Below are 15151 nucleotides of genomic sequence, written 5' to 3'. Positions count from 1 at the left end.
TCACAGCCCCAGGTTGGAGAGCAGGTCGTCGGCGTCGTTCTGGCTGACGGCGTGGCGGTCGATGCCTTCCAGCGCCGGGCCGGCGAGGCCGCGGCCACGGGCCTCGTCTTCCGGCGGCGGCAGGCCGAGCGCGCCGAAGCCCTCGTGCACGCGGCGCACGATGCCGACCACGCGGCGGATGATCTGCCCGGTCAGGTCCTGGTAGCTCTGGGTCAGGGCGATCTCGGTGAGGTTGTGGCGGATGCGCTCCAGCGCCTGCTCGTGTTCGATCGCCGGCACGCTGCCCTCGCGCAGGCCGCTGACCAGCTCGCGGCACTGCTCGGCCAGGTCCAGGGTGCGGTGGGTGGCCTTTTCGGTCATCTCCACCACGTGGTCCAGGCGCGCGCAGGCGTCGTCCAGCTCGCCGGCCTCGGTGGGTACCGTCGGCAGCTCGCCCAGGGCCTGGCCAAGCTCGCGCGCCAGCCGCCCCAGCCCGGCCATCATCGGCTGCGTGCGCAATGCCGCCAGCGCGTCGATTTCCCGGCGCCAGCCGTGTTCGTCGCCGCTTTCCAGCGCCGCCAGCGCGTCCTGCAGGTGTTGCACCAGGATCGATTTTTCGCTCGGAGTTCCGCTGGGCATGGTCATCAGGCGCTCGCCGCCAGCCGCTCGAAGATCTTGCCCAGCTTTTCCTCCAGGGTCTGCGCGGTGAACGGCTTGATGATGTAGCCGTTCACGCCGCACTGCGCGGCCTCGATGATCTGCTCGCGCTTGGCCTCGGCGGTGACCATCAGCACCGGCAGGGTCTTGAGCTTGGCATCGGCGCGGATCGCCTTGAGCAGTTCGATGCCGGTCATCACCGGCATGTTCCAGTCGGTGATCACGAAATCGAACGGCTGGCTGTTCAACAGCGCCAGCGCGGCATGCCCGTCCTCGGCTTCGGCGGTGTTGGTGAAGCCCAGGTCGCCCAGCAGGTTCTTGACGATGCGCCGCATGGTCGAGAAGTCGTCGACGATCAGGATCCGCATGTTCTTGTTCAAAAGGTGTTCCTCTTCATGGTTCGACGAGGCCGGCGTCGGCCGCCTCGAAAATCTTCAACCGGCCACGCAGCCGCAGCATGGCCTGGCCGTGGATCTGGCATACCCGCGACTCGCTGACCCCGAGCACCGCGCCGATCTCCTTCAGGTTCAGCTCCTGCTCGTAGTACAGCGACAGCACCAGTTGTTCGCGTTCGGGCAGCTGGCCGATCGCCTTGCCCAGTTCCTCGCCGAACTGGCTGCGCTCGAGCACCTGCTGCGGGGTCGGGCCGCCGGTGGCCGGGGTGTCCAGTTCGCCCTGGTCCTCGATCCGCGATTCCAGGCTCAGCACCTGGCCGCGCGCCGCGTCCTCGATCAGCCGCATGTACTCCGGCAGCGGCATGTCCATGGCCTGCGCCACTTCGGTCGCGCTGGCGGCGCGGCCGGTGGCCTGCTCGATGCGGCGAATGGTCGCGGCGGCGTCGCGGGCGCGGCGGTGCACCGAGCGCGGCACCCAGTCGCCGCGGCGGATCTCGTCGATCATCGAACCGCGGATGCGGATCGAGGCGTAGGTCTCGAACGAGGCGCCCTGTTCGGCGTCGTAGCTGCGCGAGGCTTCGATCAGGCCCATCATGCCGGCCTGGATCAGGTCGTCGATCTCGACGCTGGCCGGCAGGCGCGCCGCCAGGTGGTGGGCGATGCGCCGCACCAGGTCCGAATGGCGGGCGATGCAGTCGTTGGCGCTGGCGCGCTGGACTTCGCGGTAATGGGCGGCCGGGTTCATGTCGCCACCCCGCGCTGGATGATGCGCTCCAGGAAGAACTCGACGCCGCCGCGCGGCTCGGTCGGCGCCTGCCAGCGGGCGGTGCGGCGGGCGATCTCCTGCAGCGCCAGCGCCGCCGGCGCCGACGGGTACAGCTTGACCACCGGCTGCTGGCGCTGCACCGACAGCCGCAGCCAGTCGTCCTGCGGCACGCAGCCCAGGTAGTTCAGCGAAACGTCGGCCAGGAACTTCTCGCACACCCGCACCAGCTTCTCGTACAGCATGCGGCCTTCGTTGGGGTCGCGGGCCATGTTGGCCACGACCTGGATGCGGTCCACCCCGCGCTCGCGCGAGAGCACCTTGATCAGCGCGTAGGCGTCGGTGATCGAGGCCGGCTCGTCGCACACCACCACCACCGTGTCCTGCGCGGCCTGGCAGAAGGTCAACACGCTGTCGGTGATGCCGGCGGCGGTGTCGATGATCATCACGTCCAGGTCGCGTTCCAGCTCGGAGAACACGTTGACCAGGCCGACGTGCTCGGCCGGCTGCAGTTCGGCCATGTGCCGGCGGCCGGACGCGGCCGGCACCACCAGCAGGCCGTCGGGGCCTTCGATGATCACGTCCTCCAGGGTGCAGCGCCCGGCGACCAGGTCGGCCAGGGTGTGCTTGGGCTGCAGCCCGAGGATGACGTCGATGTTGGCCAGGCCGAGGTCGGCGTCCAGCAGCAGCGTGCGCTTGCCCATGCCGGCCAGCGCCACGGCCAGGTTGGCCGAGACGTTGGTCTTGCCCACGCCACCCTTGCCCCCGGTCACCGCGATGGTGCGCACGGGGCCCGCGGGCTGGCGGCGGGTGGCCGACAGCGGGAAGGCATTGGTCAGCTTGGCGTACTCACGCGACGGCATGGTTCAACTCCGGATTGCAGGGCATATCGGCCGCGCGGCGCAAATCTTCAAGGCGCAGCACCAGATTGGCCGCCGAGGCGCGGTGCAGGTCTTCGGGCACGTCCTGGCCGTCGGTCACCCAGGTGATCGGCAGGCGGTGGTCCACGGCCACCGACAGGGCCGAGCCGAAGCGGCCGGTCTCGTCCAGCTTGGTCAGCACCACGCCCTGCGGGTTGGCCGCGCCGAAGCGGCGCACCACCTCGTCCATGTCCTGGAAGCTGGTGTTGGCCGGCAGCACCAGCAGGGTGCGGATCTGGCCGGCGGCACGCAGCCACTGCAGCTGCGCGGTCAGGGCGCGATCGCGCTGGCCGAGCCCGGCGGTGTCGATCAGCACCAGCTTGTAATCGGCCAGGCGCTCCAGCAGCTGGTTGAGGTTGGTGCCGCTGCTGGCCTCGTGCACGGCGATGCCGAGCTGGCGGCCGAAGCCGTACAGCTGCTCGCGGGCGCCGATGCGCTGGGTATCGGTGGTGACCAGGGCCACGTCGCGCGCGGCATGGGCCTCGGCGAAGCGCGAGGCCAGCTTGGCGATGGTGGTGGTCTTGCCGGCGCCGGTCGGGCCGACCAGGGCGATCACGCCGCCGGCCTCGATCGGGTCGACCGGGGCGATCGGCAGTTTCTTGGAGATCAGGCCCAGCATCAGCCCGCGGGCGCGCGCCGGGTCGGTATCGGCCGGCATCTGCACCGCCACGTCGCGGGCCAGGCCGGCGTCGAAACCGTACTCGTCCATCAGGTCCAGCGCATTGGCGCGCACCGGGCTGCCGCGCAGGCGCTCGTCGGTGAAGCGGTTCATCTCGCGCTCGATCAGCTGGCGCATGCCGGCCACTTCCTGGCGCAGTTCGGCCAGCTGGCGGTCATCGCGCGGTACCGCCGGGACCACGCTCAGCGCGGGCGCGGCGACGGCGGGGTCGGCCGCCGGTGCCGGAACATTGACGCTGAGCGGCGTCGATGCCGGGGCCGGTGCCGGCACGGCGATGGCGGGGGCGGGGGCGGGCAGTGCCGGTTGCGCGGCCACGGCCGCTGCCGCCACGGGCGGCACCGCCAGCGCCGGTTCGCTGGGCGCGGCGGCTGCGGGCAGCGCCGTGGCCGGCGCGTCCAGCGGCGGATCGATCGCGAAGTGGGCACGGTTGCGGGCGGCCGGTACCGGCGCCGCCGCGGCGACGGCGAAGCCTTCGGGACGGAACGCCGGCACCACCGGCGCATCGTCCTGCAGCGCCGGGAAGGTGGCGAAGATCTGTTCCGGCAGCGCCGGTGGGGGCGTAGCGACCGCCGCCGGCGCGGGCTGCGGCTTGAGCAGCGACGAGAAACGGCTGCCCGGGGCCAGCTCGAGGCTGCTGTCGATCGAGCGCCCGGTGGCGCCGACCGCCGAGCGGGCGAGGGCGGCCACGGCCGAGGCGGTGGCCACCACCGGTTCCGGCTCCGGCGCCTTGCGGCGGGTCACCGCGGCGATGATCGCCTCGGCGGCGCTGCGCGGCTTGGGCGCCGGCGGCGGTGCCGGGCGGGCGGCCTCCAGGGCGCGCTGCACCACGCTCTCGTCATAGTGCGCGGCCGCCACGATCTCGACGCCTTCCTCGATCCGGCGGTTGGACAGGATGACGGCGTCGGGGCCATGTTCCTTGCGCACCAGGTTCATGGCGGTGCGCATGTCGGCGGCGACGAAACGTTTGATCTTCATGCTGGAGTACCGGGAATTCGTGTGCGGGTGCGACGCGGGAGCAGTAGCGTTGGCGGTGTGGTGCATGGCGGTGCGTGCTCCTCGTCCTTCGTGTGTGGCGGTTGCCGGCCTGGTGTCCGTTCTTTGACGTCGTCCTGCGCCGCCGCCGGTTTCCAGGCTGTCCTCAGCTGATCGTGCCGACCAGCTTCAGGCGCTTGTCTTCCGGTACCTCGCTGTAGGCCAGCACCGACAGCGAGGGGACGCTGTGGCGGACCATCCGCGCGAGGGCGGCGCGGACCGGGCCCGGTACCAGCACCACGGCCGGCTCGTTGCGCGCCTCCTGCTTGCCGACGCATTCGGCAAGACTCTGGTGGAGGCGCTCGGCGAGACCGGGTTCCAGTGCGGCACCGTTGCCCTGCGTGGATTCCTGCAAGACCCGTTCCAGTTGCGGGTTCAGGGTGAACACCGGCAGTTCCGGCGACATGCCGGCGATTTCCTGCACGATGAACCGGCCCAGCGCGTTGCGCACCGCCACGGTGAGCACGGTCGGGTCCTGGCTGAGCGCGGCGTTCTCCACCAGCGCCTCGGCGATCTTGCGCAGCTGGCGGATCGGGATGCGCTCGATCAGCAGGTTCTGCAGCACCCGCGCCACCACCGAGATCGGCAGCGCCTTGGGGGTGAGGTCCTCGACCAGCTTGGGCGCGCTCTTGGCCAGGGTCGCCAGCAGCTGCTGCACTTCCTCGTGGCCCAGCAGTTCCGGCGCGTGTTCGCGGATCAGGTGCGACAGGTGGGTGGCGACCACCGTGGCCGGATCGACCACGGTGTAGCCCAGCGACTCGGCGTGGGCGCGCTGGTGCGGCTGGATCCAGGTGGCGTCCAGGCCGAACGCCGGATCCTTGCCGGGAATGCCGTCCAGCTGGCCCATCGCGCTGCCGGGGTCCAGCGCCAGCTCGCGGTCGGGGTGGATCTCGGCGCTGGCCACCGGCACGCCGTGGATCAGCACCCGGTAGGTGGTGGGCGCCAGTTCCAGGTTGTCGCGGATGTGCACCGACGGGATCAGGAAGCCCACGTCCTGGGTGAGCTTGCGGCGCACGCCCTTGATGCGTGCCATCAGTTCGCCGCCCTGGGCCTTGTCCACCAGCGGGATCAGCCGGTAGCCGACCTCCAGCCCCAGCGGGTCGACCGGGCGCAGCTCATCCCAGCTCAGCTCGGCGGTCGGCGCCGGCGGCGCGCCGAGCAGCCCGGGGATCTCGCCGGCGGCGGCCGCGCCGGCCTCGGTGCCGGCCGCGGCGGCGGCCATGTCGCGCTTCCACAGCTTCCAGGCCAGGAAGCCGAGGATCGCGGCCAGGATCAGGAACGCGAGGTTGGGCATGCCCGGGACCAGCCCGACCAGGCCGATGATGGCCGCGGCGATGGCCAGCGCCCGGTACTGGCCGAACACCTGGCCCATCATCGCCTGGCTCATGTCCTGGGCGCGCGAGGCGCGCGTGACCAGCATCGCCACCGCGCTGGACACCAGCAGTGCCGGCAGCTGCGCCACCAGGCCGTCGCCGATGGACAGCAGGGTATAGGTGGAGGCCGCGTCGGCGAACGGCATGCCGTGCTGCAGCACGCCCACCGCCAGGCCGCCGAGCAGGTTGATGAAAAGGATCAGGATGCCGGCGATGGCGTCGCCGCGGATGAACTTGCTGGCGCCGTCCATCGCGCCGTAGAAATCGGCTTCCTCGCGCACTTCCTCGCGCCGCGCCTTGGCTTCCTCGCGGGTCAGCAGGCCGGCGTTGAGGTCCGCGTCGATCGCCATCTGCTTGCCGGGCATGGCGTCGAGGATGAAGCGCGCGGTCACTTCCGACACGCGCCCGGCGCCCTTGGTGATGACCACGAAGTTGATGATGGTCAGGATCGCGAACACCACGATGCCGACCGCGTAGTTGCCGCCGATCACGAATTCGCCGAACGAGGCGATGACCTTGCCGGCGGCCTCGTGGCCGTTCTGGCCATTGAGCAGGATGACGCGGGTGGAGGCCACGTTCAGCGCCAGCCGCAGCATGGTGGTGACCAGCAGCACGATCGGGAAGATGGTGAAGTCCAGCGGCCGCTTCACGTACACCACCGCCAGCAGCACCATCAGCGAGATGGCGATGTTGAAGGTGAACAGCGCGTCCAGCACCGGCGCGGCCAGCGGCACCACCACCATTGCCAGCAGCGCCAGCACGATCAGCGGCGCGCCGAATCCCTGGCGGATCGCATCCAGCAGGCGGCGCGCGGTGGTGGGCATGGGCTGGGCGCTCATGGGCGGGCCCCCTTGCCGAACTCGTCGATGTCGATGGCCGGCTGCTGCGGCATCGGCCCGCCGCGCCAGGCACGCAGCTGGTAGACGTAGGACAGGATCTGGGCGACGGCCGAATACAGTCTCACGGGGATTTCCTTGCCGAGTTGGCTTTCCCTATACAAGGCGCGTGCCAGCGGCGGTGCCGAGACGATCGCCACCCGGTTGCCGTCGGCCACCTGGCGGATCCGCAGGGCCAGTTCGTCCACGCCGCGGGCCACCACGGTCGGTGCGTTCATGCGCCCCGCCTCGTACTTGAGCGCCACCGCGTAGTGGGTGGGGTTGACCACGACCACGTCGGCATTGGGCACGGCCTCCATCATCCGCCGCTGCGACAGCTGCATCTGCATCTGGCGGATGCGGCCCTTGACCTCCGGGCTGCCCTCGCTTTCCTTCATTTCGCGGCGGACCTCGTCGCGGGTCATCTTCAGCTTGCGCAGCCAGTTCCAGTGCTGGTACGGCGCATCGATCGCCGCCAGCAGCACCAGCGCGCCGGCCGTGGCCAGCAGCAGCCGCAGGGTGAAGCCCAGGCCATCGAGCACCGCCCGTTCCAGCGGCAGCTGCGGCAGGACGCGCAGGGCATCGAAGCCGTGCCAGATGCACAGCCCGGCGGCGGCGCCGACGAACAGCATGCGCAGCAGCGACTTGGCCAGTTCGGCCAGCGACTGCATGCCGTAGATGCGCTTGATCCCGCTTATCGGGTTCATGCGGTTGAGGTCGGGCATGAGCGCCTTGGACGACACCCGCAACCCGCCCATCACCAGCGGCGCGACGAAGCTGGCCAGCAGGCAGGCCAGCAACAGCGGCCAGGTCGCCAGCAGCAGCCGCAGCAGCAGCATCCCGGCGTGGCCGAACAGCGCGTCGGGGGTCTGGAACAGCCCCGGCTCGGGCGCCAGCGCCGTGCGCATCCAGGCGCGCGCATTGCCGCCGATCACCCCGGACAGGGTGGCCACGGCGATCACCCCGGCGCCGAACACCGTGGCGGTGGCCAGTTCGCGCGAGCGCGGGATGTCGCCCTTCTCGCGGGCGTCGCGCAGCCGTTTGCCGGTAGGTTGTTCGGTTTTTTCGGTGCCGTCTTCGTTCTCAGCCATGGCCTGGCGCGGGTACTGGATCCGGCATCGGCCGTGCAAGAACCGGGCCAGCGCCGCCGCGGCCGGCGGGTGCGGCCGGGGTCATCGCCCGGGACGCGCACGGCCGGGGGCGCCGGGCGCCGCGCTCAGAGGCCGCCGCTGGCGTACAGGCGCATGAAGCTCTCCGGGCCGACCGGCCGCCCCAACTGGTAGCCCTGCAGGTGGTCGCAGCCCAGGCGCTCGGCATAGGTGCGCTGGCCGGGGGTCTCGATGCCCTTGGCCACCACCTCCATGTTCAGGGCGTGGCCCAGTGCCACGATCGCCGCGACCACCACCACGTCCTCGTCGCTGTCCTCCAGCGCCATCACGAAGGCGCGGTCGATCTTGATCTCGGTGGCCGGCAGCCGCCGCAGCTGCAGCAGGCTGGAGAAGCCGGTGCCGAAATCGTCGATCGAGATACCCACGCCCAGCGCGGCGACGGCGCGCAGCACCGCGATCGCGGCGTCGGCGTCGCGGGTGACCGCGTTCTCGCTGACTTCCAGCACCAGCCGCGACGGCGCCAGTTCATGCCGCTGCAGCACCCGCCGCACCTCCTCGACCAGGCACGGCGAACCGAGCTGCAGCCCCGACAGGTTCACCGACACCTGCCAGCCGGGGTGGCCGGCATCGTGCCAGCAGCGCATCTGCCGGCAGGCCTCGTCCAGCACCCATCGGCCGATCACGTCGATCAGTCCGTGCTGTTCGGCCAGGCGGATGATGCGTGCGCTGGGAACCGGCCCGTGCACCGGATGGCGCCAGCGCAGCAGCGCCTCGGCGCCGGTGACCAGGCCACTGTCGCCATGCACCCGGGGCTGGTAATGCAGGCTCAGCTGCGCCGTGGCGAGCGCCTGCCGCAGGTCCTCCAGCAGGCGCCGGTCCTGCTCGGCGTCGGCGCTCATCCAGGCGGCGAAGCGGGCGTGGCGGTTGCGGCCGGCCTGCTTGGCATGGCGGGTGGCGGTCTCGGCATGGGCCAGCAGTTGTGGCGCGGTGGCGCCCTGTGCCGGGTACAGCGCCAGCCCCAGGCTGGCGGTGACGCGCATGTCGCGCTCGTCCACGCGCACCGTGTTGACCGCCATGAGAATGCGCTCGGCCAGCGGCGCCGCGGCGGCATCGTCGGCCAGCGGCAGCGCGATCACGTACTGGTCGCCGCCCAGGCGCCCGACCAGGCCGCCGTCCGGCAGCTGCCGGCGCAGCTGTTCGGCCACGTCGACCATCACCGCGTCGCCGGCCTGCGGGCCGAAGGCGCTGTTGATGTGGCGGAACTCATCCAGGTCCAGGGTCATCACCGCGCACCCGAGCCCCGTCGCGCGGCACTGCTGCAGCAGCTGTTCGATGCGTTCGTGCGACAGCTGGCGGTTGGGCAGGCCGGTGAGCGGATCGTGGCGGCTGGCATGGAACAGCTCCTTGCGCGCACCGTCCAGCGAGGCCGACAGCGTGGTGTTGCGCCGCCGCAGCAGGCGCGCCTGCAGGCGCTGCTCGAACAGCGAAATGACCAGCACCACCGCCATCATCGCCACGGCCAGCAGCAGCACCCCGGCCGCCAGCCATTCGGCGCCGATGCCGCCGCCGGTCGCCGCGGTGCACACCGAGCCGGCCGCGAACCGCGCCGCGGCCATGCCGGTGTAGTGCATGCCGACGATGCCCAGGCCCATCACCGCGGCGGCGGCCAGGCGCTGCGCCAGCGGCCGCGCGCGGCTGCGCATGCGCAGGGCGATGAACAGCGCGGCCCAGGAGGCGCCCACCGCGATCACGATGGAAAGCGCGACCCACGATGGCGCGTAGTCGATGGCCGGGCGCATGCGCAGCGCGGCCATGCCCGCATAGTGCATCCAGGCGATGCCCAGGCCCATGAGCAGCGCGCCCAGCGCCAGCCGCGCCTGCGCCGGGGCGGGACGCGACACCAGCCACAGCGCGAACAGCGAGGTGGCGATGGCCACCAGCAGCGATTCGAGGGTCGGCCAGAGCGCATAGCCGAGCGGGATCGGCAGGCGCAAGGCGAGCATGCCGACGAAGTGCATCGACCAGATGCCGGTGCCCATGGCGACGGCGCCCGCCAGCAGCCAGCCGCCGGCGGCGCCGCGATGGCGCCAGGCCGATACCCGCGAGGCCATGTCCAGCGCGGTGAACGAAGCGAGCATCGCGACCAGGACCGACAGCGCGACCAGCGACGGGTTATAGCTTCCTGCAAGCATGGCATCCTCCCTTTGCACCCGATGGCACGCGGGGCGTGCCACGCATCCGGCGGCGGCAGGCCCGATCCCTGCCGGCCCCGCCTGCAGACTATCCCGGGCCGGCGCGCGCCGGGCAAGCGGTTCGCCGCCGCGCACGGCGGGCGCGGCGATTCCGGCTCAGCCCGTTACCTGCCGCGCGGCGTCGAACGCGCTGTCGAGCAGGCGCTGCACCGGCGCGGCCATTTCCCCGGCCAGCAGTGCCAGCAGGACCAGCCCCAGCAGCAGCGACACCGGCAGGCCCAGCTGCATCGGGTGCAGCGCCGGCGCCGCGCGGGCCAGCACGCCGAACGCCAGGTTCACCGCGAGCATCGCCACCACCAGCGGCAGCGCCAGGCTCAATGCGCCGCGGAACACCTGCAGGAACAGGGTCGGGGCCAGTGCGGCCATCGCGTGCGGGTCGGGCAGCGCGGTACCGATCGGCAATGCCCTGTAGCTGTCCACCAGCAGCGAGATCAGTGCCAGGTGGCCGTTGCTGGTGAAGAACAGCAGCCCGAACAGCAGGTAGAACCATTGCCCGACCACGCCGGAGCTGCCACCGCGCAGCGGATCGCTCATCTGCGCGAACGCCAGGCCGGTGCCCTGCGCGACCAGTTCGCCGGCCATCGCGCCGGCCTCGAAGATCAGCCGCAGCAGGAAGCCGATGCTCACCCCGACCGCCAGCTCGCGGGCGATGCTGAGCACCGTGGCCGCGTCGAAGCCGTTCCAGACCGGCACCGGCGGCAGTACCGGTGCCAGCGCCACCGACAGCGCGACGGCGAGCAGCGCCCGCACCCGTGCCGGCACCGCGCGCGAGCCCACCATGGGCATGGCCATCAGCATCGCGCCGATGCGCAGCATGACCCACAGGGTGGTGCCGATGATGGCGAAGGCCTGCTGGCCATCGATCATCATCCGGGTGATCGGGTCCATGGCGCCGCCTAGCCGATCAGGTGCGGGATGCGCTGGAACAGCAGGGTGGTGAACTCCACCAGGTGGCCGAGCAGCAGGCTGCCCAGCGCGAACAGCGCCGCGGTCAGCGCCGCGGCCTTGGCGATGAAGGCGATGGTCGGCTCATTGAGCTGGGTGGCGGCCTGGATGATGCCGATGACCACGCCGACCACCAGCACCACCACCAGCAGCGGGCCGGCGATCCAGAGGGTGGCGACCAGGCCGCCGCGCAGTTCGGTAAGGGCAAGTTCGGGACTCATGCCGGGGTGGATGCAAGGTTGGTGCCAGAGGGGCAAGGTTTCCGACGTTGCCGTTGCCAATGGATTTTGACTTGCCGGGTTCCCTTCCGTAGCGACGGAGGCGGCAGACAAGACCCCGCATGGGGCGCCGCACAAGGATGTGCGGCGTTTTTCGACGAGACAGGGATGTCTCGTCGAAAAATCCTGCCGACGGAGTGGACCCGCGATGCGCAGCATCGTGGGCGCGTAGGCAGGGTGTGCTTTCTTTGCGCCAGGTTTCTTTGCACAAGCAAAGAAAGGTGGCTCGGGCCCCTTTAGGGGCACGAAAGCCTTTGCTTCTGAAGTTGCTTCTAAAAGGGCCAAAGTCAAAGTCAGAGCGAGAGCTTTCACTCCCCTTCGGGGAGCGAGTTACTTTTCTTTGCTCGTGCAAAGAAAAGCTAACCAAAAGAAAGCACGCCCTGCCTGCGCACCCTCCGCGCTGCGCGCTCCAGGTCCACTGCGCTGCCGGGATTTTTCGACGAGACATCCCTGTCTCGTCGAAAAACGACGTGCATCCATGCACGCCGCCCCTTCGGGGTCTTGTCCGTCAGCTCCGTTGCTACGGAAGGGAACCCGGCAAGTCAAAATCCATTGGCAACGGCAGCAACGGCAGCAACGGCAGCAACATCAAGGTCAAAGGCGAAAGCGGCCGAAGCGGGGGCAGCCTCCGTCAGTTGCTGGGCCGGAAACAACGAAGCCGCGAGTTGATCGCGGCTTCGTGCAATGAATTCATGAGTGGCGGCTCACACCGCGTTGAAGCTCGCCGCCAGCGTGCCCACCACCAGCACCCAGCCATCGACCAGCACGAACAGCAGGATCTTGAACGGCGCCGAGATCAGCATCGGCGAGAGCATCATCATGCCCATCGACATCAGCACGCTGGACACCACCAGGTCGATGATCACGAACGGGATGAAGATCAGGAAGCCGATCTCGAACGCGGTCTTCAGTTCGCTGGTGACGAACGAGGCCACCAGCACCGGGAACGGGATCGCGTCCGGACCGGCGTAGGGGCCCTGGCCGGCCAGCCCGGCGAAGGTCATCAGGTCGGTCTCGCGCACCTGCGCCAGCATGAACGCGCGCAGCGGCTGGGTGGTCAGGGTCCACGCGGTCTGGAAGTCGATCTTGCCGTCCAGGTAGGGCGCCATGCCGGTGGACCAGGCCTTGTCCCAGACCGGCATCATGATCATCGCGGTCAGGAACAGCGCCAGTCCGAGCAGTACCTGGTTGGAGGGCGTCTGCCCGGTGCCCATCGCCTGCCGCAGCAGGCCGAGCACGATGATGATGCGGGTGAAGGCGGTGAGCACCAGCAGCAGCGACGGCAGCAGGGTGATCGCCGTCATCAGCAGCAGCGTCTGCAGCGGCAGGCTGACCGGGGCGCCGCCGATCTTGCCGACGTTCACGTCGGGCAGGGCCGGCAGCTGCGGCGCGGCGGGGGTTGCCCAGGCCAGCAGCGGCAGCGCCAGCAGCGCGAACACGACCGCCAGCTGGCAGCAGAAACGGGAATTGAGGCGGTGCGGCAGCATGCTCAGGCGTCCTTGCGCAGCTTCTGTTGCAGCAGCTGCGCGAAATTCGGTAGGTGTTTGAGGTGGGGAAGCGTGGCCGGCGCCGGTGACGGCAGCGGTTCGGGCAGTGCGTGCAGCGCGCTGATGCCGCCGGCGGTGATGCCCAGCAGCAGCTGTTGGCCGTTGACGTCGACCACCACCACGCGTTCCTTGGCGCCGACGTTGAGGCTGGCCACCAGCTTCAACCCCTCGGCCGGGCGGAAGCCGGCGCCGGGCAGCCGCTTGAGCAGCCAGCCCAGGCCGACGATCAGCGCCAGTACCGCGAGCAGCGCCAGCACCGCGCCGAACAGGCCCGGCGCGGCGGCCGCATGCTGCCCGACCGGCGCCGCCTGCGGATGGCCCTGGGCCATCGCGGCGACGGCCAGGGCGGTGGCCGGCAGCAGGCTCAACGCAGTCTCCGGATGCGCTCGCTGGGGCTGACCACGTCGGTCAGGCGCACGCCGAAGCGGTCATTGATGACCACCACCTCGCCATGCGCGATCAGGGTGCCGTTGACGAACACGTCCAGCGATTCGCCGGCGCCGCGTTCCAGCTCCACCACCGAGCCCTGGTTGAGCTGCAGCAGGTTGCGGATCGGCACCCGCGCGCGCCCGACTTCCAGCGACAGCGTCACCGGCACGTCCAGGATCACGTCCAGGTTGAGGTCGGCGTTGCCGTCGCCCTCGGCCTGCAGGTTGGCGAACTGCGCCGGCTCGGCGGCGGGCGCGGCGGGGGCGGGGATCTCGGTGGGGTCGTGCTCAGTCATGGGAGTTTTCCTGGGACGCGGACGGGCGTGGCGGCCTGCCCGGCGGATGGGTAGCGGTGATCTTGATGGCGTTGCGGTCGCGGGCGATGCCGAACTCGCCGGTGAACACCGGGATGCCTTCGACGCACAACGGCACTTCCTTCAGCATCTCGATGGGCAGGATGTCGCCGACCTTGAGCCGGCTCAGCTCGCGCAGGCTCATGCGCCGGCGCGCGATCACGCTGGACAGCTCCACCTCGGCGGTGTCCAGTTGCTCGCGCAGCATGATCGCCCAGCTCTCGTCGCGGTCGTTGCGATCGCTCTGGATGCCGGCGTCGAGCAGCTCGCGGATCGGCTCCAGCATCGAGTACGGCAGGGTGATGTGGATGTCGCCGCCGCCACTTTCCAGCTCGACGTGGAAGCGGCACACTACCACGTACTCGCGCGGGCTGACGATGTTGGCGAAGTGCGGGTTGATTTCCGAATTGATGTAGTCGAAATCGACGTTCATCACCGGGCTCCAGGCCTCGCGCAGGTCGACGAAGGCCTGCTTGAGCATCAGCTGGATCACGCGCATCTCGGTGGCGGTGAACTCGCGGCCCTCGATGCGGGTGTGGTAGCGCCCGTCGCCGCCGAAGAAATTGTCCACCACCGCGAACACCAGGGTCGGCTCGAACACGATCAGGCCGGTGCCGCGCAGCGGCTTGAAGCGGACCAGGTTGAGGTTGGTGGGTACGTACAGCGAGTGCAGGTAGTCGCCGAACTTGATCAGTTCGATGCCGCGCACCGAGATCTCGGCCGAGCGCCGGATCAGGTTGAACAGGCCGATGCGCCACAGCCGCACGAAGCGCTCGTTGACCATCTCCAGGGTGGGCATGCGCCCGCGGATGATGCGGTCCTGGCTGGCGAAATCGTAGGGCCGCGCCTCGCCCGGCGGCGGCTCGGGCTCGGCGGTGTCCACCGTGCCGGAATCGACGCCGTGCAGCAGGGCGTCGATCTCATCCTGGGACAGCAGGTCGTTGATGCTCATCGGCGTCGCCTTACTGGGTGACGAAACTGGTGAACAGCAGGTCGTCGGCGGTCTTCTTGCCGGTCTCGGCCTGCATCAGCTTCTGCACCTCGGCCAGCGCCGCGGCCTGCAGGCGCTCCTTGCCGGCACGGTCGGCGATCTGTTCGGGCTCGACCTGGGAGAACAGCATCAGCAGCTTGGCGCGGATCGCCGGGGCGTGGGTCTGCAGCGCCGGCAGCGCCTCCGGGTCGCGGGTCATCAGCTGCACCTCGACCTGCAGGTAGCGCGGGCCGTCCACGCGTCCGTTGAGGTTGACCACGAAGGCCGGGTCGAGTGCGAAGTACTGCGCCGGGGCCGGCGTGGCCGGGGCCGCGGCCTTGGCCTTGGACGGCGCGGCGTCGGCGCGGCCCTGGGTGAAATACCAGACGGCGCCACCGGCGCCACCGGCGCCGCCGGCGGCGACCACGGCGATCAGCAGGGTCGCCAGCAGCGAACGGCGCGGCTTGGCCGCGGCATCCTTGTCCTTGTCCTTGGAAGTGTCTGGCTTGCGGGATTTGTCGGCGGCGGCTGCCACGTTGTGCTCCTCAGGGTTGCTGTCCCTGAATATGCAAAACGCGTGCCGCAGTGCGGGCCGG

15 protein-coding genes are annotated in these 15151 nt (G+C 70.2%); all 15 read right to left on the bottom strand.

What is annotated here, in order from left to right; translation table 11 throughout:
- A complete protein-coding gene (locus ACJ7VY_RS08700; RefSeq protein WP_199776704.1) occupies positions 1 to 624 on the bottom strand; it encodes a protein phosphatase CheZ in 624 nt (207 codons plus the stop codon).
- Positions 624 to 1016, bottom strand: coding sequence for a chemotaxis response regulator CheY (gene cheY / locus ACJ7VY_RS08695; protein ID WP_161615656.1), 393 nt, complete (start codon positions 1014 to 1016; stop codon positions 624 to 626). Before cheY ends, ACJ7VY_RS08700 begins: the two co-directional genes overlap by 1 nt.
- A 13-nt stretch (positions 1017 to 1029) precedes the next feature.
- The gene (locus ACJ7VY_RS08690) at positions 1030 to 1776 is read right to left on the bottom strand and encodes an RNA polymerase sigma factor FliA (protein ID WP_161615655.1); all 747 of its coding nucleotides are present in this window, start codon (positions 1774 to 1776) and stop codon (positions 1030 to 1032) included.
- The gene (locus tag ACJ7VY_RS08685; RefSeq protein ID WP_161615654.1) at positions 1773 to 2657 is read right to left on the bottom strand and encodes a MinD/ParA family protein; all 885 of its coding nucleotides are present in this window, start codon (positions 2655 to 2657) and stop codon (positions 1773 to 1775) included. Before ACJ7VY_RS08685 ends, ACJ7VY_RS08690 begins: the two co-directional genes overlap by 4 nt.
- Positions 2644 to 4368 carry a flagellar biosynthesis protein FlhF gene (gene flhF / locus ACJ7VY_RS08680; protein WP_409475433.1) on the bottom strand — a complete coding sequence of 575 codons (1725 nt, stop codon included), beginning with the start codon at positions 4366 to 4368 and terminating at the stop codon, positions 2644 to 2646. The genes ACJ7VY_RS08685 and flhF overlap by 14 nt, the downstream gene beginning before the upstream one ends.
- Positions 4369 to 4531: 163 nt before the next feature.
- Positions 4532 to 6637, bottom strand: a complete 2106-nt coding sequence (gene flhA, locus ACJ7VY_RS08675; protein ID WP_104938861.1) for a flagellar biosynthesis protein FlhA — start codon at positions 6635 to 6637, stop codon at positions 4532 to 4534.
- A complete protein-coding gene (gene flhB, locus ACJ7VY_RS08670) occupies positions 6634 to 7764 on the bottom strand; it encodes a flagellar biosynthesis protein FlhB (protein ID WP_313249427.1) in 1131 nt (376 codons plus the stop codon). The genes flhA and flhB overlap by 4 nt, the downstream gene beginning before the upstream one ends.
- A gap of 125 nt (positions 7765 to 7889) precedes the next feature.
- The gene (locus ACJ7VY_RS08665; RefSeq protein ID WP_313249429.1) at positions 7890 to 9974 is read right to left on the bottom strand and encodes an EAL domain-containing protein; all 2085 of its coding nucleotides are present in this window, start codon (positions 9972 to 9974) and stop codon (positions 7890 to 7892) included.
- Positions 9975 to 10130: 156 nt separating this feature from the next.
- Positions 10131 to 10922 (bottom strand): flagellar biosynthetic protein FliR, encoded by a 792-nt coding sequence (gene fliR / locus ACJ7VY_RS08660; RefSeq protein WP_240213480.1) that lies wholly within the window; start codon positions 10920 to 10922, stop codon positions 10131 to 10133.
- A gap of 8 nt (positions 10923 to 10930) precedes the next feature.
- Positions 10931 to 11200 (bottom strand): flagellar biosynthetic protein FliQ, encoded by a 270-nt coding sequence (locus tag ACJ7VY_RS08655; RefSeq protein ID WP_054665837.1) that lies wholly within the window; start codon positions 11198 to 11200, stop codon positions 10931 to 10933.
- A 761-nt stretch (positions 11201 to 11961) separates the two neighbouring features.
- Positions 11962 to 12744 carry a flagellar type III secretion system pore protein FliP gene (gene fliP / locus ACJ7VY_RS08650; protein ID WP_104938857.1) on the bottom strand — a complete coding sequence of 261 codons (783 nt, stop codon included), beginning with the start codon at positions 12742 to 12744 and terminating at the stop codon, positions 11962 to 11964.
- Between the two features lie 2 nt (positions 12745 to 12746).
- Complete coding sequence (gene fliO, locus ACJ7VY_RS08645; RefSeq protein WP_313249581.1) at positions 12747 to 13133, bottom strand: flagellar biosynthetic protein FliO; 387 nt, start codon at positions 13131 to 13133, stop codon at positions 12747 to 12749.
- 35 nt (positions 13134 to 13168) lie between these two features.
- Positions 13169 to 13528, bottom strand: coding sequence for a flagellar motor switch protein FliN (gene fliN, locus ACJ7VY_RS08640; protein ID WP_104938856.1), 360 nt, complete (start codon positions 13526 to 13528; stop codon positions 13169 to 13171).
- Positions 13521 to 14537, bottom strand: a complete 1017-nt coding sequence (gene fliM, locus ACJ7VY_RS08635) for a flagellar motor switch protein FliM (RefSeq protein ID WP_104938855.1) — start codon at positions 14535 to 14537, stop codon at positions 13521 to 13523. The genes fliN and fliM overlap by 8 nt, the downstream gene beginning before the upstream one ends.
- A 10-nt stretch (positions 14538 to 14547) precedes the next feature.
- Positions 14548 to 15090 (bottom strand): flagellar basal body-associated protein FliL, encoded by a 543-nt coding sequence (gene fliL, locus ACJ7VY_RS08630; RefSeq protein WP_409475432.1) that lies wholly within the window; start codon positions 15088 to 15090, stop codon positions 14548 to 14550.
- Positions 15091 to 15151 lie beyond the last annotated feature (61 nt).

Source organism: Stenotrophomonas sp. Y-13, from assembly GCF_046267925.1.
In the GTDB taxonomy this organism is placed as follows: Bacteria; Pseudomonadota; Gammaproteobacteria; order Xanthomonadales; family Xanthomonadaceae; genus Stenotrophomonas; species Stenotrophomonas acidaminiphila_A.
The sequence above is the reverse complement of the archived record's forward strand: the minus strand, read 5'-3'. Positions and strand labels throughout refer to the sequence as shown.